Genomic DNA, 17,741 nt, shown 5'->3' with positions numbered 1-17,741 from the left:
GGTGATTGGGGTACAGTGCTCCGCGTGACCGCGCGCCCACCGCGCGGAACCACCACCGGGACGTGGCGCAGCTTGGTAGCGCACTTGACTGGGGGTCAAGGGGTCGCAGGTTCAAATCCTGTCGTCCCGACTGGAGACAGTCGCAGGCCGAGGGCCGGTTCCGGAGTCATCCGGGACCGGCCCTCGGCCATTCCCGGGCACCGGCCGGGAACGGGCGTCCTGGCCCTGGGCCGACGGGTCAGGGCGACCGTTCCCGGCGGAGCTGCGCCGGGCGGCCGGGCGGACCGCTGTCCGGCCCGCTCCGGCGTGCCTCATCGCGGCGCCCGCCCCCGCGCGCGGTCGGCGAGTCCGCAGTCGCCGCACTTCGAGCCGTCCGGCGCGCGGTAGTAGAGACAGCAGCTCAGGCGGCGGAACGTGAGGTCGGGGCCGGTGAGCGTACCGGTGCCCGCCAGACGCCCCGTGTCCAGCAGCGTGGTCGTGAGGTCGGTGAGCGGGCCGCGCGCGGCGGGGCGGTGTCCCAGCAGGGCCTGGGCCGCTCCGGCGAGGGCCGACGCCGAGTTGCCGTCCAGCAGCCGCGGGGCGACCTTGACGCGCAGGCCGTCGGCCAGTGCCGACAGATGGCGTGTCACCTGCTGGTACAGCGCGTGGGCGGGGCCGTCGTCGAGCCGGTCGACGTGCAGGCCGGCCGGTCTGGGCAGCCGGAGGGCCGGCCCGTCGTCGGCCCGTTGCAGCCCGTCGAGGTCGAGCACGATCCCGTGCAGGACGACGCAGGCCAGAGCCGGTGACCAGAGGCGTGCGGCGTGGCCGAGCTGGGCTATGGAGACGTCGACGCGCGGCTCCCCGGTGCGGTGGCGGCGGGCGACGGCTTCGGCGAGGTCGGAGAAGCCCTCCGCGTAGGAACGGGCGACCGGGTGCCAGCCGTGGTCCCGGCCGCCCGTCCGCAGGGCGAAGAAGCCGCCGAGACCCGCCACGTCCCGCAGCGCGGCGGTGACGGACGCGGCCGAGGCGCGGGCCCGGTGCACGTCTGTGCCTCCTCCCCGGTTCTCCGTCCGCACGGTCAGGAGGCCGTACGCCGTCGCGGCGGCGTGATGGCGTAGAGGTCGAGGATGTCCGGCAGGGGCGCGACGCCCGGTCCGCCGGCGCGTGCCCAGGCGGCGATGTCCTCGGTCGCGTCCCGGTCGTTGACCAGGCCCAGCCAGACGGGCCGGGCACCGGCGGCGCGGCCCGCGGCGGAGGGCAGCACGACGACGACGTTGGCCTGGTCGCAGACGTCCAGGCAGGCGGACACCCGCACCGGCACCTGGGCGCGCAGCCGCGCCGTCTGGGCGGCGTGGTCGACGCCGGTCACCTTGGGACTGCCGCAGCAGCAGTCGCGGCACACGACGACACGGCACGGCACGGGGCCGTTCGCCGTTCCGGTGGGGATGCCGTCAGTGGTTCGTCCGGTCGGCGTCGCTGGCATGCGGTGCCGTTCCTCTCTCCGGGGAGATCCGCCCCGGGGTTCGTCGAGGGGGCGACCGCGTGAGTCTCCTGGCTCTCGGGTCGATGCTCGTCCCGGCCTTCCAGCCCGTTGGGGCCGTGGCACTGTCAGGATCCGCTCGCCGATCACAGTGGCGGGACCGCGCCGGATTCACACCGGCTTCCTCGTTCCGCCGTCGCCCTTGTCGCCGGCCATCCTGCCATCGCGGGGCGCGCCCGCGCCATGGTGCCCCACCCGGCCCGGTGGCGAGGGCCCGCGCGGTGGCACGGCTCGGGAACGCGGACGACCCGGGACCGGCACCGGGTGGGACGGCAGGCGGGACGGAAGCGGCTGGAGGGGATCAGACGAACGCGTCGGCGAGCATGAAGGCCGCGACCGCGAGCAGCGCGTAGGCGAAGACGCGCTGCAGCGTGTTGCCGCTGAGCCGGCGCGCATGGCGTCTGCCGTCCCAGGCACCGAGGATCGCGGCGGCGGTGAAGGGCGCGATGACGGCCCAGTCCAGATGGACCCCGGTACCGGCCCGCGCGCCGAGCGCGGCGAGGGAGTTGACGGTGATGACCAGCAGGCTGGTGCCGACGGCCCGGCGCATCGGAAGGCTGAGCACCCGGGTCAGGGCGGGCACGGCGAGGAATCCGCCGCCCACACCCAGCAGCCCGGTCACGGCGCCGAGCCCGGCACCGGCGGCGCCGGCCTCGACGGGGCGCACCTCGCCCCCGGCCGTGGTGGAAGTGGGACGCAGCATGCGCAGCGCGGCGAGTCCCGCGACGGCGGCGAAGGCGAGGGTCAGCCCCGCCTGGGGCAGACGACCGGCGGCGGTACCGGCGAGCATGGCGGGGACGATGCCCGCCGCCGCGAACAGCAGCCCGGTCCGCCAGGCCACGTTGCCGTCCCGGGCGTGCCCGGCGAGCGCGGTGACGGACGTCAGGGTGACGATGATCAGGCTGGTGGTGATCGCCTCGGCGGGCTCCATGCCGATCAGATAGGTCAGGGCGGGGACCGCCAGGACGCTGCCGCCACCGCCGAGGCCGCCGAGCGCCAGGCCGACGACGGCCCCGGCCACCAGAGCGAGGACCAGGGCGGTCATGCCGGCGAGCCCTCGTCGCCGCTTCCGCCGACCACCGGGTATCCGGCGGCGGCCCACTGCTCCATGCCGCCCCTGACGTCCACCGCCTCCGCGCCGCGCGCCCGGAGCAGCTCGGCGGCCCTCCGCGAGCGGTTCCCGCTGCGGCATATCACCGTCAGCGGCCGCCCCAGGGCAGCCTTCGGCAGTGCCGCGCCCGCGACCAGGGCGGACAGCGGTGCGTGCACCGCGCCGGGCGCCCGCCCGGCGGCCCACTCGCCCCGCTCACGAACGTCCAGCAGGACGTCCGGGGCGTCGGTGCCCCGGGTGCGGCGACGGGCCTCCTCGACGGTGACGCGCTTCTTGTCTCGGGAGAACGGGAACATCACGGGACCTCTTTCGTGCGGTGGTGCGGTGGTGCGGGTGCTTCGTGCGGGAGCCGGGGCGGCCACCGCTTGTTCGGGGCCGGACGCGGTACCGGCCGCCCGCTCGGCCGGTGACGTCGGGCCGTCCCGGCGGCGGTGGCGGGGCGGAGCCGCCGGACGGCGGCGACCGCCTCACCGGCGGCGGCGTGCAGGAGGGGCGGTGGGGTGTTCCCGCGGCGCCTGCCCACAACGACTGCCGGGACCTCTCGGCGGTCCGCTCGGCGTGCGAGCGGCGGGTGCGCCCGTCGGCCCGCTCGGCGTCCATGCGGCAGGTCCCGCCGTCGGCCCGACCCCCGCGCCCGCTGTCGCCCGCCGGGTCCGGCCCCCGGCCGGCAGGGGGACCGACGGGACCGGGGAAGGGGGTCATGGCCGGCGAGCGGGATCCCCGGGCGGTGCTCGGCGCGGGACCGTCGGCCGGGGCGGGTGGGGAACGCTCAGGCCCCGCTCTTCGATGCCCGGGAACCGCTCCTCAGAGAGGCGACGACGGTGCCGACATCGGTGCGCGGACCCCGGTTGTACGGCAGCTTGGACAGCATCATGCCCAGGGCGCAGGTGTCGCTGAGCGCGGCGAAGGTCAGCCCGGCGCCGATCGCGGTGCCGATCAGGTGCACGCCGGGGACGAAGAACCCCACGACGCCGCTGACGAGCACGATCGAGCCGGCGACGAGCCGGACCTGACGCTCCAGCGCCCAGCTCTGTCGGCCGCGGTCGACCGGGGCGCCGGAGGCCTCCCAGGCCATCATGCCGCCGTCGAGGACCCGCAGGTTCGGCAGGCCCGCCTCGGCGAGCGCCTCCTCGGCCTGCGCCGCGCGGGACCCGGCGCGGCAGACCAGCACCACGTCCTCGTCCAGGTGCCCGCGCAGCTCCGCGCGGTGCTCGCGCAGGGTGTCCAGGGGCACGTTGTGGGCGCCGGGGATGTGACCGGTCTCGAACTCGCCGGACGTCCGCACGTCGATCAGACGGGGGCCGTCGCCGGTCTCGATCAGGTGCTGAAGGGCGGCGGGCGTGAAGACGGGGGTGCGGGAAGCGTCGGTGGTCATGAGGACTACTCCGTGAAGGGGAAGGGGAACGGGAACGGGACGGGACGTGGGGGAGCGGGCGGGCCCGCAGGGGAGCGCCGGGAACGAGGAGGCCCCGTGCGGGACGCCGGCGGTCGGAGTGGGAAGGCGTCGGGGTCAGGTGGCGGCGGGTGTGTTCGCCAGGGCCCAGGCGGACCAGCCGCCGAGCACGTCGGAGACGTCGTCGAAGCCGTGGTGGCGCAGCAGGCTCGCGGCGATCGAGGAGCGGTGACCGCCCGCGCAGTGCAGGACCAGCGGCTTGTCGCGCGGGATCTCGTCGAGGCGGCGCGGCAGCTCACCCAGGGCGATGTGCAGGGCACCCTCGATGAACCCGTTCTCGCCGCGCTCGCCGCAGTTGCGGACGTCGACGACGACCGGCGGGTTCGGTCCGTCCAGCTCGGCGCGGAGCTGGACGGCGGTCAGACGGCTGGCCGGGGAGACCTCGTCGGCCATCGCGGCGAGCGCCTCGTCGGGTGCGGCCAGGTATCCGGCGACCCGGTCGAAGCCGATCCGGGCGAGCCGGGTGACGATCTCCTCCTCCCGGTTCTCCGGCGCCACGACCAGCAGCTCCGCACCGGACGGCAGCACGGTGCCGGCCTGCTCGGCGAAGCGGCCGTCCGCGGGCACGTTGACCGCGCCGCGCGCATGACCGGCGGCGAACTCCTGCGGATCACGTGCGTCGACCACCACCGCGCCCGCCGCGCGCCGGGCCAGGAAGTCCGCCACGTCCAGCGCCCGCGACGCGCTCGCCGGGTCGAACAGCTCCCGCTCCCTGCGGTTGAGGTCCGCGTCATAGGCGAAGTAGCCGGGGGCCGCCGACTGCCCGGCAGTCACGAGGGCGACGAAGTCCCGCTGACTCATCGGCGCACACGCGTAGTTGGTCGCGCGCTGCTCGCCGATCGTCGACTGCCGCTCGGTCGACAGGTTCTTGCCGCAGGACGAGCCGGCGCCGTGGGCGGGGAAGACCCGTACGTCGTCGGCCAGCCCCATCAGCTTGTTCTGCACGCTGTCGTGCAGCATCGCGCCCAGCTCGTCGGCGGTGACCCCGACCGAGGCCAGCAGGTCCGGGCGGCCGACATCGCCGATGAACAGCGCGTCACCGGTCAGCACGCCGTACGGGACGGCGTCGTCGGCGCGCTCGTACACCAGGACACTGATCGATTCCGGCGTGTGGCCCGGCGTCTCCATGATCTTCAGCGTCACGTCGCCGAGGCCGATGACGTCGCCCTCGGCGAGCTTGCGGATCGCGTACTCGGTCTCGGCCCGGCGTCCGTAGCCGATCCACGCGCCGGTGCGGTCGGCCACCTCCAGGTGACCGGCGACGAAGTCCGCGTGGAAGTGCGTGTTGATGACGCCCACCACGGTGAAGCCGTGGGCCTCGGCATCGTTCAGGTACTCCGAGACGTCCCGGCGCGGGTCCACGATCACGGCCTGGCCGGTGGTCTCGTCGGCGATCATGTACGACGCCTGGGACAGGCACTCGAGGTAGTACTGCGAGAAGAACACGGAACCTCCGGAACAGGACGGGATCTATACCCCTGGGGGTATTCAGCAGATCGCGGGGCGGCCCGGTGCGGGGGTGGACGCACGGGGGTGGCGGTCGCGCACGGCTCTCGGCCCGCCGGGAATCGACTGGCGGCGGCCGTGAGTGCCGGACCGTGGAATGGATACCCTATGGGGTATCGCTGATTCGACCGTACGGAGTGCCGCCCGCGATGTCAAATACCCTGGGGGGTATCGGGCTCCGGGGGGGGCGGGGGTGCGTCGGCCGGTGTGCGCCCGGAGGGGTGCCTCTCGCCGCCGCGACCGCGGACCCCGTCGGTGAATCCGCCGGAGCGGTCGGTGGGGGCCGGGGGTGAATACCCCTCCGGGTATTATTGTCGAGACCGAAGGAGGATCGCGTGCGCATGGACGAAGAATCGACGCAGCCCGTCCTGAACCGCCTGCGGCGGGCCCAGGGGCAGCTCACCGCCGTGATCGCGATGATCGAGGCGGGCCGCGACTGCAAGGATGTCGTGACGCAGCTGGCCGCCGTCTCCCGTGCCCTGGACCGGGCCGGTTTCAAGATCGTCGCCAATGGGATGCGGCAGTGCCTCACGGGGGACTCCGATGCCCCGCCCATGTCGCAGGAGGAACTGGAGAAGCTCTTCCTCACCCTGGCGTGACCACCCGCGGGGCCCGCGGCGCGGCCGTCGGCCCTCCGGCCCCGCCGCGCACGACCGCTCCCCCCGTGGGTGGCGCGCCGGGCGGGTGGGTGCGAGTCGCGTTCCGGACCTCGGCGCCGCGGACGCGTGACGTCATGCGCGTCGCGGCCCCCGTCCCCGCCGGTGCGCCCCGCCGCCGGCCGTGCCCGCCGCACGGTGACGGGCCGCGGGCGGACCGGCGGTCGAACGCCGGGTCACGGTTTCACATTTCCTTCACGTGAGCGCTAACGTCCTCTGATCCGCATCCATCTGACGGGGGATCAATGACCAATCCATACGCTCCCGTGCCGCCGTCCACCCCGGGGCGCGTCGCCCCCAAGTGGGCCCGCAAGCGGTACGTCCTCCCCGCTCTCGGGCTCGTCTTCCTCATAGGCGTCGGAGCGGGCGCCGACTCCGACTCCGGCTCCCGGGACGACGCGAAGCCCGCCGCGGCCCCGACGGTGACCGCCACCGCCACCGCGACGGTCACGGCGAGCCCCACCGCCGAGCCGGAGCCCGCGCCCACCGTCACGAAGACCGTCGAGGTCGAGGTGGAGGTGACGGAGACCGTCACCGAGCGGCCCGCCGCCGGCGGCTACGGCGACGACAGCGATGACGGCGGCGGCGGGAGCAGCGTGTACTACCGGAACTGCGCCGCCGCCCGGGCCGCCGGTGCCGCCCCCGTCCACCGCGGCGAGCCGGGCTACGCCTCCCACCTGGACCGTGACGGCGACGGCGTCGGCTGCGACCGGGGATAGAGGGCGGCGGACAGCGTCCCGCCGCGGCGGGACGGCGCGGACGGAACCGATCGCCGCGCCGGGGCGCGGGGGCCGTCCGGCCCGCCCGGTGGAGGGGCCGCGGCGCGCCCTCGCCGGACGGGGACGTGTCCTCCGCCCGGTGTGACGGACGGTGGCCTTTCCGCCGGTCAGCCGCCGAGGAGCGCGCGCATGCTCGTCAGGTCCTCGTCGTCGGCGCTGCGCCGGGTCCGCGGACCGCATCCCGCGATCAGCCGGGTGAAGTCGGCCGCCGCGGCGTCGACGCGGGCGGCCAGCGCGGAGCCCGCCGAGGCCGTGCCGAAGTCGTCGGTCGCCGCGTACACCCCGCGGGGCGAGACGATGGCGTGCAGATAGGAGAACATCGGCCGCAGGGCGTGTTCGAGCACCAGGGAGTGGCGTTCGGTGCCGCCGGTGGCGCCGATGAGGACGGGCATGTCCGCGAGGGTCTCCTCGGGCAGCACGTCGAAGAACGACTTGAACAGCCCGCTGAAGGAGGCGTTGAAGGCGGGGGTGACCGCGATCACGGCGTCCGCCCCGGCGAGTTCCCCGAAGGCGGCCTCCAGCCGTTCGGAGGGGAAGCCGGTGAGCATCGCGTCCATGATGTCGTGCCCCAGGGGCCGCAGTTCCAGCATCGTGGCGTCCACGGTCCGCCCCTCGGCCTCCAGCGCGGCCCGCGTCGCGGACTCCAGCCGGTCGGCCAGCAGCCGGGTGGAGGAGGGCTGACGCAGGCCGCTGCTGAGGGTGACCAGTCCCGTCATGGCGGATCAGCTCCTCGTTCCGGTGTCCGGGCCGGTCCCGGCACCCGCCTCCGCGAGGGTCCGCTCGCGCAGCAGGGCGTGCGTCGGCGCCGGTGGCACGTCGGCGGGCCTGCCGACGGCGAACTCCTTGCGGAGCACGGGCACGACCTCCTCGCCCAGCAGGTCGAGCTGCTCCAGGACGGTCTGCAGCGGCAGTCCGGCGTGGTCGATCAGGAAGAGCTGGCGCTGGTAGTCACCGACGTACTCGCGGAAACCCAGGGTGCGTTCGACCACCTGCGCCGGGGAGCCCACGGTCAGCGGGGTGAGCGTGCTGAAGTCCTCCAGGGACGGTCCGTGCCCGTAGACGGGGGCGTTGTCGAAGTACGGGCGGAACTCGTCCACCGCCTGCTGGCTGTTGGGCCGCATGAAGATCTGGCCGCCGAGGCCCACGATGGCCCGGCGTGCGCTGCCGTGGCCGTAGTGCTCGAACCGGGTGCGGTAGAGCTCGACCATGCGCTGGGTGTGCGAGGCGGGCCAGAAGATGTGGTTGGCGAAGAAGCCGTCGCCGAAGTACGCGGCGAGTTCGGCCACCCCGGGGGTGCGGATGGAGCCGTGCCAGACGAACGGCGGAACGCCGTCCAACGGGCGCGGGGCGAGGGTGAAGCCCTGTAGCGGGCCCCTGAACTCCCCTTCCCAGTCGACCACTTCCTCCCGCCACAGTCTGCGCAGCAGTGTGTAGTGCTCGACGGAAAGCGGCATCGCCTGCCGGATGTCCTGCCCGAACCACGGGTAGACGGGGCCGGTGTTGCCCCGTCCGAGGATGATGTCGGTGCGCCCGCCGGACAGGTGCTGGAGGACCGAGAAGTCCTCCGCGATCTTGACCGGGTCGTTGGTGGTGATCAGCGTCGTCGAGGTGGACAGCACGATCCGCTCGGTCAGCGCGGCGATGTGGCCGAGCAGGGTGGTGGGGGAGGACGGCACGAACGGCGGGTTGTGGTGCTCGCCGGTCGCGAAGACGTCCAGGCCGACCTCCTCGGCCTTCCTCGCGATGGCCACCGTGTCCTGGATGCGCCGGGCTTCGGTGGGTGTGACGCCGGTGGTGGGATCGGTGGTGACGTCGCCGACGGTGAAGATCCCGAACTGCATGCCGTCCGCCGAGGAGGGTTCCATGAGCGATTCCTCCGGATCACTTGCTCACCCGCGTACCCCCCGTTCCCCCGCGGCGCGGGTCGGTCCCCGGCGCGGGTCGGTCCCCCGCCACCACGCTCCTCCACCCCCCGGCATCCCGCAACCGTGAACGGCGCGGACCCCGGGAGGCCGTGCGGGACCGGCCCCGGGCGGCCTCCCGGGACAGGCCCCGGCTGCCGTGCGCGGTACGGCCCCGGGCGTTCCGCCCCGCGCGGGAGGGGCACCCGGCGGGGAGCCGATGCCTCAGGGGCCCGGCCCGCCGGAGACCCTTCCCGGGTCTCCGGGGAGCCGTCCCCGGGCGCGGCGGCCGTACGGCGCGGGAAGGACCCGGACGCGGCGGCGGGCCCGGCAGCCCCGGGCGCACCGCCGGGCGAACCGGGCGCCCGGCCCCTTTCCGATGGTGAGAGCGAGCTGACGGGTCATGAGCGGTTCGGTGGCGGTTCTGGGAGCGACGGGCGGGCAGGGCGGCGCGGTCGTCGACGCCCTGCTGGCCCAGGGGGTGCCGGTGCGGGCGGTCGTGCGGTCTCCCGGTTCGGGACGCGCGGAGGCCCTGCGGCGGCGCGGTGCCGAGGTGGTCGCGGGGGACATGGGGGACGCGGAGAGCATGACCGCCGCGTTCACCGGGGTCCGGGCGGCGTTCGCCCTCACCACCCCCTTCGAGGAGGGCATCGACGCGGAGGTCGGCCAGGGCCGGGCCATCGTCGCCGCCGCCGACGCGGCGCGGCTGCCGTACCTGGTCTTCTCCTCGGTGGCGGGGGCCGACCGGGAGACCGGGGTGCCGCACTTCGACAGCAAGCACCGCACCGAGGCCGTGCTCCACGAGTCCGGGTTCGACTGGACGGTCGTCGCGCCGACGTACTTCTTCGACAACATCCTGGGGGACACGGCCGCGCTCAGGGACGGCAGGCTGCCGCTGCCGCTCGCGCCGGACCAGCGGCTCCAGCAGGTGGCCCGGCACGACCTGGGGGAGTTCGTCGCGCATCTGGTCCGGGACCCGGGGCCCCATGTGCACCGGCGGATCGAACTCGCCGGTGACGAACCGACGCCCGCGGAGATGGCCGCGGACGTGGGCGAGGCGCTGGGGCGGCAGGTGCGTCCGGTGAGTGTTCCCCTCTCCTCCGTGTACGCGGGCAGCGACGACATGGGCGCCATGTGGACCTTCCTGCGCGACCACGGCTACCAGGTCGACATCGCGGCGCTCAGGTCCGCCCATCCGGACGTGGGGTGGACGAACTTCGCCTCGTGGGTCGCGGGGGAGCCCGCCCTCGCGGGATGAGGCACGACCGCTCCGGCTCCCGGCCGCACCGGAGGTCCGGGCGGCGCTCGCGGCCGGCGCCGTCGTCGTCCGGCGGGCGCGGCCGGCCCGGAGCCGCCGGGCCCGGTTCCGAGCCGTGCCGGAACCGGGCCCCCGGCCGCTGCGGCGGGTGACGGACGGGCCGTCCGGGTGCCCGTCCGGGTCGGTCACCGTGCTCCGGTGACGTCCTGACCCCAGCCGTGCGCCCAGCTCCACGGGTAGTCGGCGTCCTCGATGCCGGCGGCGGCCTCGCCGAGGAAGAGCGGGCGGAAGGTGTCGATCATGACCGCGGTCTCCTCCGTGCGCTCGGCCGACAGCGACTTCTCCAGGCTGCCCGCCTGCGGACCGTGGATGTAGCCCGCCGGGTGCAGGGAGATGGAGCCCTGGTCGATGCCGGAACCGGCCCGGCTCATGAAGTCGCCGCCGGTGTAGAAGAGCACCTCGTCGGAGTCCACGTTCGCGTGCGCGTAGGGCACCTTGACCGCTTCCGGGTGGTAGTCGAACATCCGCGGGACGAAGGAGCAGATCACGAAGCCCGGGGCCTCGAAGGTGATGTACGTCGGCGGCGGCAGGTGCAGGGCGCCCGTGGAGGGCATGTAGTCGGCGATGTTGAGGGCGTACGGGTAGTTGTACCCGTCCCAGCCGACGACGTCGAAGGGGTGGAAGGCGTAGCTGTAGCGCGTGACGCCGGTGCGGGTGCGCACGAGGACGTCGGCCGGGCCGGTGCGCGTCTCGATCAGCCGCGACGGACCGCGCACGTCGCGCTCGTTGTACGGGGAGCCGTCGAGGAACTGGCCGAGCGGCGACATGAACCGCTTGGGCGGGCGGATGTGGCCGCCGCCGCTGGACTCGACGATCAGCAGGCGCAGGCTCTCGGAGGTCAGCCGCCACTGGTGGGTGGTGGAGGTGGGGATGACGACGTAGTCACCGGCGCGCACCTCGAGTTCGCCGAAGGAGGACTCGACGACCGCCCCGCCCGCCTCGACGTACACCAGCTCGTCACCGACCGCGTTGCGGTAGAGACCGCTGCTCTCGGTGGCGTGCACGTAGGAGATGGTGAGGTCGCTGTTGCCCATCAGGCGGTGCCGGCCGAGGACGGCGTCGGTGGCCGGGGCCAGTTCATGGGTGCGCAGGTGCCGGGGGAGCAGGGGCTCGTTGGCGACGCTGGGCGGCCCGGCCTGGTCGACCGACTCGGCGCCGGTGATCACAGTCGGAGGGTTCTGGTGGTACAGGAACGACTGGTTCCAGGCGAAGCCTTCTTCACCCTGCATCTGCTCGTAGTAGAACTCGCCGTCGGGCTTCCGGAACTGCGTGTGGCGCTTCGGCGGAACAGTGCCGAGCCGCTGGTAGTAGACCATCTAGGTTCTCCGATAATCGGCGACACAGTGCGAATAGCGAGAGTATGTGTCAGGTCGACGGTGCTGTCAACGGGGTGCGGAGTGTTGACAGGTTGCCGACGTATAGGTGTAGCTTGAGCTTGCCTAAATAACGAAGCTAAAGCTCGATAATCGGATGTGGGAATGGCTGTGCGGCAGCGAGAACTGTTCATGGTGCCGATGGGTACCGGCGCCCGTCCGAGCGAGGTCTACTCCGGCGTCGCCCGGATGGCCGGAGTCCTCTGGTGCACCCGGGTACGGGCCCATGAGGGACGCCGTGCCGACACGGCCGTCGTGGTCGTGCACCCCTCATCGAACTTCCTGGGGCACTACGCCCTTGAGGCATGGGCCGACCGCGGCGTCGACGCCGTGGCCATGACCACGCGGTACATCGGCAACGACACCGTCCTCCTCCTGGAGAACTGCGTGCTCGACATCGCCGCGGTGATCGGCCAACTGCGGCTGGAGGGCTACGACAAGGTCGTTCTCGTCGGCAACTCCGGCGGTGGCGGGCTCATCTCCCTCTACCAGGAGCAGGCCGGGAAGGCGACCATCACCTCCTCGCCCGGGGGCGCGGGACCGGACCTCACCCAGTGCGAACTGCCCCCGGCGGACGCGCTGGTGACCCTCATGGCCCACCCAGGCCGGGCCAACCTCCTTGCCGAGATGCTCGACCCGGCGGTCCGCGACGAGAACGCCCCCTTCGACCGGGACCCTGAGCTGGACCTGTTCGCCGAGGGGCGCGAAGTGCCCCTGGACCCGGAATGGGTCGCGACGTACCGCGCGGCCCAGCTCGAACGCAACCACCGCATCACCGAGCTGGCCCAAACCAGGATCGCCGAGATCGTCGAGCGGACCGACGGCGCCCTGATGGACGCGCCGATGGTGGTCCACGCCACCTGCGCCGACCCGCGCAACGTGGACCTGTCCATCGACCCCACCGACCGCGAGCCCGGCACGCTCTGGGGCGAGCCCGCGGTGGCGAACCTGCTCCCGACGACCCTGGGGCACTTCACCTCGCTCCAGTCCTGGCTCTCCCAGTGGTCGATGCGCACCTCGAACGGCGACGGGCCGACGCGGATGGGCGGCGTGGACGTCCCCGTCCACGTGATCTACGGAACCGCCGACCAGGCATGCTTCCCCGAGCACGCGCGCCAGCTCTACGACGGCGTGCGGCACGACCGCAAGCGGATCACCCCGATCGCCGGCGGCAAGCACTACCTCAACGGCCAGACGGAACTGACCCGTCAGATGTCCGAGGTGCTCGTCGACTGGGTCCGGGAGGTGTTGTGAGCAGGATCGCCCGGATCGCGACCAGCCACCACGCCATTCCGCTGGGCGCCGGCCGGGGCGGCTCCGGCGCCACCCAGGTCGATCTGATCCTGGTCCGTGTGACCGACGACGAGGGGGCCGAGGGCCTCGGCCTCACCTTCGGGCTCACCGGCGGCGCGGGCGCCGTCCGGCACCTGATCGACCACGACCTCACCGACCTGTGCCTCGGGACCGCGCTCGACCACTGGCCCGCGACCTGGGAGAAGGCATGGGCCCGCACCCACCGCCTCGGCCGCGGCCACGCGCTCCCCGCCCTCTCCGGGCTCGACATCGCCGTCCACGACCTCCGGGCACGCCGCGCCGGACTGCCCCTCTACCGGCACCTCGGTGCCCACCGCGACACCGTCCCCATCTACGGGAGCGGCCGTGCCACGCACGCGATGAGCATCGACGAACTGATCGAGGGCTCCCGCTCCTACGTCGCCGAGGGCCTCGACGCCGTCAAGCTCCGGGCGGGAGCGCTGGGCGCGGAGGAGGACGTGCGCCGCGTCGCCGCCGTGCGCGAGGCGCTGGGCCCCTCCGTGCGGATCATGGTCGACTGCAACGAACGGCTGGACCTCCCCACCGCGTTGTGGATGGCCCGGCGACTGGCCGATCTCGGCGTCTACTGGATGGAGGAGCCGCTGCGCTCCGACGACATCGAGGGACACCGGCAGCTCGCGGAGCGCGGCGGCGTGCCCGTCGCCGTCGGCGAGCACCTGCAGGGGAGGTTCGAGTTCGCCCAGTACCTGCGGCGCGACGCGGCCTCGGTCCTGCAGCCCGATCCTCCGCTGGGCGGCGGTGTCACGGAGTGGCTGCGCGTCTCGGCCGTCGCCGAGGCCGGCTCGGCCGTCCTGTCACCGCACTTCCTGCCCGAACTCAACGTGCACCTCGCGCTCGCGGTGCCGAACTGCCCGTACGTCGAGCACTTCCCGCTCATCGACGGGGTGCTGACCGAGACCATCGAGATCAGGGACGGCCATGCGCTGCCGCCCGACCGGCCCGGACACGGGCTGTGTTTCGATGAGGGTCTGCTCGAGAAATACCGCATCTGACCACCTACGCATGGATGAAGGAGGCAGGCCGTGGCCAAGCCGTTCGCATCGACCGGAGACACCACCGCCAAGACCGAGACCCTGGAGCAGGTCGGTGAGGGCATCTGGGCCCTGACCGCCGATGGCGACCCCAACGTGGGCGCCATCGAGGGCGAGGACTTCCTCGTCTGCTTCGAGGCCCGCGCGACCCCGCTGATGGCCCGCCGCTGGCTCGACCGGCTGCGCGAGCACACGGACAAGCCGGTCAAGCACCTGGTGCTCTCGCACTACCACGCCGTGCGCGTCCTGGGCGCCTCGGCCTTCGGGGCCGAGGAGATCATCGCCTGTGCCGAGACCGAGCGCCTGGTCCGCGAACGCGGCCAGGAGGACTGGGACGTCGAGTTCGGCCGGATGCCGCGGCTCTTCGAGGGGCACGAGGAGATCCCGGGCCTGACCTGGCCCACGCGCACCTTCGACAAGCACCTCAGCATCGACCTCGGCGGCGACCGGGGGACCGTGGAGCTGAACTGGGTCGGCAACGGCCACACCTCCGGGGACATCGTTGCCTATGTGCCTTCCCAGAAGGTGCTCTTCGCCGGTGACCTGGTGGAGAACGGGTCGGCCGTCTACACCGGAGACGCCTACCACCAGGACTGGATGACCGGCACCCTGGACCGCGTGGCGGAGTTCGACACCGAGGTGCTCGTCGGCGGCCGGGGCCGGATCGCGCGCGGCAAGGAGGAGGTGGCCCAGGCCATCCACCTCACGCGCGACTTCATCAGCCGGATGTTCACCGCCGTGGCCAAGGTCAAGGAGGCCGGCGGTGACATCCGTGAGGCGTACCAGGCCGCGCGCGCCGAGCTGCTGCCCGAGTACGGTGGCATGCCCGTCTTCGAGCACGCCATGGTCTTCGACGTGCAGCGCGTCTGGGAGGAGCTGGACGGCGAGGCCCCGGCCATCTGGACCGTCGAGCGTGACCACGAGGTGTGGGACAGGCTGACCTGAGCCCCGGCCCGGGGAGGGCATGTTCCGTGCCGCGCGGTGTCCCCTCTATATAGGGGACACCGCGCGGAGGGGACACCATGATGAGGGGTGCGCCCGGGGACCACTTCCCCGGGCGTACCCCTTTGCCGGTCCATCCGTGCATCCCTTGTGCCCCGTGTGCCGTGCCCACCCCGGGCTCGCGCACCGTGCCCGGGGCCGCCGGTGCCGCCGTCCGGCCCGGGCCCCGTGCGGCGTGTACGTCGCCGCTCGTCGCGGCCACGCCGCCCGTGCCGTCCCCGCCGTGCACGCCCGTGTGCACACCCGCCCCGGCCCTCCGTGGCGGCGGGCGCGCGCGAGCCCGTGCACGGCGCCCGGCCGCGCCCCGGGTCGGACGTACGGGGCGTGCCACGGCGGACGTGCGGGAGGCGCAGGCGCCGGCCGGTGCGCACGCCCCGCCGCGGGCTCCGGCCCCGCCCCGGTCCCCGGCCCCGCCCGGCCCTCGGCCCCGGTCGGTCCCCGGCCCGTAGCCGCGCCGCGCCCCTTCGCCGACTTTCCCCGGCAACGCGAAAGGCGGGTGAGGGGGACCCTCACCCGCCTTCTCGGCCGTCCCGGCTCAGAGGATGGTGATCTCGCTGGTCAGTTCGATCGACCCGCCGATGCTGCGGGCGATCGGGCAGTGCCGGTGGTGCCGGTCGTGCACCTTCTCGATGTCCTCGACGGAGACGTCGGGCGCGCGTTCCAGCTCGTACCGGACGTGGATCGCGGAGATGCGGAGCACGCCCCCGTCGCGGACGACGGTGCCCCGCGCGGAGGTCGTCAGGGCGCCGTCCAGCACGGGCTGGCCGAGGGCGCCCAGCATGCCGCCCAGGGTGCCGGTGAGGCAGCCGGCGGCGGCACCGACGAGGTAGTCGAGCGTGGTGGCGTTCGGGGCCACGTCGGCCGAGTCCACCCGGTAGTGGGCGCTGATCTCGTCCCGCATGCCCATGGGCACCTCGCCCGCCAGGGGCAGGCGCACCATCTTCGTACGGCCGGGTGCCGGGCGTACCGACACCTCGATGCTCTGGACGATGTCGTCGCTCACAGGGAAGCCGCTTCCACTCGGGGGGTGTCGGTGACGGGGTGGCCCAGGGCCCGGTCCAGGGCGGCCCGGACCCCGGTGCGCCAGTCGTCGGAGGCGGTGAAGGCCGCCGCGATGTAGCAGTCGGGACGGACGAGGTAGACGCGGTCCCGCGCCGCCCGGAGCACGGGGCCGCTGTCCTCCTCGTGGACCAGGGAGGTGGCCGGGAGGCGGTCCGTGTCGGGGTGGGCGGGCGTGGTGTACCGCAGCGCCGCTCCTGCCGCCGCGGGCACGTGGACCAGGGTGAAGTCGCCGTCGAGCAGGTGCCGGAGCGCGCGCCGTTCGCCCCCGGACGAGACCAGGACGTCGGGCATCAGGTCGCCGGGGCGCGGCCCGGAGCCGTCGTCGTCGGCGGGGGAGGTCAGCGGGGAGTCCCGGTAGGGGAAGGGCTCGTAGAGCTTCCCGCTGTCGACCCGGGCCACCTGGCCGCCGTCGGCGGCCGCCGCGGCGAGGATCTCGTTGCGGACGGCCAGGCCCTCGGCGGTGCCCGGCGTCATGAACTTCATGGACTCGCCGGTGATCGCCACGTGGTGGGTCGCCGCGGCGGCGCGCTCGTGCTCGTAGGAGGCGAGCAGTTCCTCCCCCGCCTCTCCGCGCAGGGTCAGCGCGAGCTTCCAGACGAGGTTGGCGACGTCCTCCATACCGGAGTTCATGCCGCGCGCGCCGAACGGGGAGACCACGTGCGCGGCGTCGCCGACGAGGAAGACCCTGCCCTTTCCGAAGGACTCGGCGCGGCGCTGCTGGAACGTGTAGCCGTTGCAGCGGAGGATCTCCGTCTCCACGGGACCGACACCGGCGTGGGCGAGCACGTCCGCGATCCGCTGCGTGATGCGTCCCGACCGGTTCTCCTCGTCCGGGTCGAGGTCGGGGGAGACCTGCCAGTCGAGGCGCCAGGTGTCCTGGCCGATGTGGTGCATCAGCACGATGCCCTCCGGATAGAACGGAGGGGAGAACCAGAGGCGGCGCTCGCTGGTGAAGGGGACCGCGCCGCGGAAGTCGCAGACCAGGAAGTGGCCGTTGGTGCGCTCTCCGTTGAATTCGATGCCCAGGCCCTTGCGGGTGGGGCTGCGCACGCCGTCCGCGGCGATGACGTACGGGGCGCTCAGTTCATGGGTCACGCCGTCGGCGTCCTCGTACCGGACGACGGCCGTCTCCCCCTTCTCCCCGGGGTCGACGACGGAGGCGGTGACACCGTGGACGAGTGTGACCTCGGGCGCTGCCGAGACGTGCTCGTGCAGCAACTCCTCGATCCGGAACTGGGGGAAGTTCACGAACGGCGGGTTCGGAGAGGTCTCCGGGGCGGGCCAGCGGAGCGTCACCACTTCGGCGTCGCCGTAGTAGGTGCGGCCGAGGGACCAGCGGGCGCCGTTGGCCCGGATCTCTTCGGCGATGCCCATCCGGTCGTAGAGGGACAGAATGTCACCCTGGACGGTGACGGCCCGGGACTGGCCGCAGCTGGGGGTGTTCCGGCGCTCGAGGACGGTGCTGCGGATGCCAGCGCGCGCGAGCAGGGAGGCGGTGGCGAGCCCAGTCGGGCCGCCTCCGATGATGATCACAGGAGCAGAGTCACGCTGCACGGGGACACTCTCTTCGATAATCGGGCGGTCCGTTCTAATATTGAGTAGGACCCATTAAGTGGGCGTCGGCATGGGTTGTCAAGGGGCGTCGGTAAGGTTGGTGCGTCGGAGCCCGATCCGGCGCCGCAACGGCTGGCGTCG

Annotated in this window: 17 protein-coding genes, 1 tRNA gene and 1 riboswitch; of the genes, 7 read left to right on the top strand and 11 right to left on the bottom strand. The window is 73.4% G+C overall.

The features are described 5' to 3' along the window. Positions 1–56: 56 nt before the first annotated feature. Positions 57–130, top strand: a tRNA-Pro gene (locus GTY84_RS20195). 181 nt (positions 131–311) lie between these two features. Here the strand turns inward: GTY84_RS20195 and GTY84_RS20190 are convergent. The 6 genes from GTY84_RS20190 to GTY84_RS20165 all read right to left on the bottom strand — a co-directional run bounded on the left by GTY84_RS20190 (position 312) and on the right by GTY84_RS20165 (position 5,529). Beyond that, on the bottom strand, positions 312–1,022 hold the full coding sequence (locus GTY84_RS20190) for a (2Fe-2S)-binding protein (RefSeq protein WP_161227706.1): 711 nt from the start codon (positions 1,020–1,022) through the stop codon (positions 312–314). A gap of 35 nt (positions 1,023–1,057) precedes the next feature. Continuing rightward, positions 1,058–1,462, bottom strand: a complete 405-nt coding sequence (locus GTY84_RS20185) for a (2Fe-2S) ferredoxin domain-containing protein (protein WP_202551453.1) — start codon at positions 1,460–1,462, stop codon at positions 1,058–1,060. A 61-nt stretch (positions 1,463–1,523) separates the two neighbouring features. After that, a riboswitch (cobalamin riboswitch) is annotated at positions 1,524–1,649 on the bottom strand. Between the two features lie 171 nt (positions 1,650–1,820). After that, on the bottom strand, positions 1,821–2,564 hold the full coding sequence (locus tag GTY84_RS20180; RefSeq protein ID WP_161227705.1) for a sulfite exporter TauE/SafE family protein: 744 nt from the start codon (positions 2,562–2,564) through the stop codon (positions 1,821–1,823). Continuing rightward, positions 2,561–2,926, bottom strand: a complete 366-nt coding sequence (locus GTY84_RS20175) for a rhodanese-like domain-containing protein (protein WP_202551452.1) — start codon at positions 2,924–2,926, stop codon at positions 2,561–2,563. The genes GTY84_RS20180 and GTY84_RS20175 overlap by 4 nt, the downstream gene beginning before the upstream one ends. A 473-nt stretch (positions 2,927–3,399) precedes the next feature. Further along, the gene (locus GTY84_RS20170) at positions 3,400–4,005 is read right to left on the bottom strand and encodes a rhodanese-like domain-containing protein (protein WP_161227703.1); all 606 of its coding nucleotides are present in this window, start codon (positions 4,003–4,005) and stop codon (positions 3,400–3,402) included. Positions 4,006–4,140: 135 nt separating this feature from the next. Next, positions 4,141–5,529, bottom strand: coding sequence for an MBL fold metallo-hydrolase (locus GTY84_RS20165; RefSeq protein ID WP_161227702.1), 1,389 nt, complete (start codon positions 5,527–5,529; stop codon positions 4,141–4,143). A 395-nt stretch (positions 5,530–5,924) separates the two neighbouring features. On the opposite strand from GTY84_RS20165, the gene GTY84_RS20160 reads away from it, so the two are divergent. Both GTY84_RS20160 and GTY84_RS20155 read left to right on the top strand, forming a co-directional pair. Then, the gene (locus tag GTY84_RS20160) at positions 5,925–6,188 is read left to right on the top strand and encodes a metal-sensitive transcriptional regulator (RefSeq protein ID WP_161227701.1); all 264 of its coding nucleotides are present in this window, start codon (positions 5,925–5,927) and stop codon (positions 6,186–6,188) included. Positions 6,189–6,490: 302 nt separating this feature from the next. Then, positions 6,491–6,964, top strand: coding sequence for an excalibur calcium-binding domain-containing protein (locus tag GTY84_RS20155; RefSeq protein ID WP_161227700.1), 474 nt, complete (start codon positions 6,491–6,493; stop codon positions 6,962–6,964). 167 nt (positions 6,965–7,131) lie between these two features. On the opposite strand, the gene GTY84_RS20150 is transcribed toward GTY84_RS20155, so the two are convergent. After that, the gene (locus GTY84_RS20150; RefSeq protein ID WP_161227699.1) at positions 7,132–7,740 is read right to left on the bottom strand and encodes a CE1759 family FMN reductase; all 609 of its coding nucleotides are present in this window, start codon (positions 7,738–7,740) and stop codon (positions 7,132–7,134) included. Positions 7,741–7,746: 6 nt separating this feature from the next. Next, entirely contained in the window at positions 7,747–8,865 is a 1,119-nt protein-coding gene (locus tag GTY84_RS20145) for a CE1758 family FMN-dependent luciferase-like monooxygenase (protein ID WP_161227768.1), read from the bottom strand. A gap of 463 nt (positions 8,866–9,328) precedes the next feature. Here GTY84_RS20145 and GTY84_RS20140 point away from each other — a divergent pair, with 463 nt between their 5' ends. Next, a complete protein-coding gene (locus tag GTY84_RS20140; protein ID WP_161227698.1) occupies positions 9,329–10,183 on the top strand; it encodes an NmrA/HSCARG family protein in 855 nt (284 codons plus the stop codon). Positions 10,184–10,368: 185 nt separating this feature from the next. Here GTY84_RS20140 and GTY84_RS20135 read toward each other — a convergent pair whose 3' ends face one another. Then, on the bottom strand, positions 10,369–11,559 hold the full coding sequence (locus GTY84_RS20135) for a homogentisate 1,2-dioxygenase (protein ID WP_161227697.1): 1,191 nt from the start codon (positions 11,557–11,559) through the stop codon (positions 10,369–10,371). A 162-nt stretch (positions 11,560–11,721) separates the two neighbouring features. Between GTY84_RS20135 and GTY84_RS20130 the strand changes: the two genes are divergently transcribed. From GTY84_RS20130 to GTY84_RS20120, 3 genes are read left to right on the top strand one after another with little or no spacing between them, the layout of a single operon-like run. Continuing rightward, a complete protein-coding gene (locus GTY84_RS20130) occupies positions 11,722–12,870 on the top strand; it encodes an alpha/beta hydrolase (RefSeq protein WP_202551450.1) in 1,149 nt (382 codons plus the stop codon). Next, entirely contained in the window at positions 12,867–13,943 is a 1,077-nt protein-coding gene (locus tag GTY84_RS20125; protein WP_161227696.1) for a mandelate racemase/muconate lactonizing enzyme family protein, read from the top strand. Before GTY84_RS20130 ends, GTY84_RS20125 begins: the two co-directional genes overlap by 4 nt. Positions 13,944–13,973: 30 nt before the next feature. Then, a complete protein-coding gene (locus GTY84_RS20120) occupies positions 13,974–14,927 on the top strand; it encodes an MBL fold metallo-hydrolase (protein WP_161227695.1) in 954 nt (317 codons plus the stop codon). 592 nt (positions 14,928–15,519) lie between these two features. On the opposite strand, the gene GTY84_RS34010 is transcribed toward GTY84_RS20120, so the two are convergent. Continuing rightward, on the bottom strand, positions 15,520–15,987 hold the full coding sequence (locus GTY84_RS34010) for an OsmC family protein (protein ID WP_161227694.1): 468 nt from the start codon (positions 15,985–15,987) through the stop codon (positions 15,520–15,522). Further along, complete coding sequence (locus GTY84_RS20110) at positions 15,984–17,579, bottom strand: FAD-dependent oxidoreductase (protein ID WP_161227693.1); 1,596 nt, start codon at positions 17,577–17,579, stop codon at positions 15,984–15,986. Before GTY84_RS20110 ends, GTY84_RS34010 begins: the two co-directional genes overlap by 4 nt. Positions 17,580–17,741: the final 162 nt, after the last annotated feature.

It is taken from the genome of Streptomyces sp. SID8352 (genome assembly GCF_009862265.1).
Classification (GTDB): domain Bacteria; phylum Actinomycetota; class Actinomycetes; order Streptomycetales; family Streptomycetaceae; genus Streptomyces.
The sequence above is the reverse complement of the archived record's forward strand: the minus strand, read 5'-3'. Positions and strand labels throughout refer to the sequence as shown.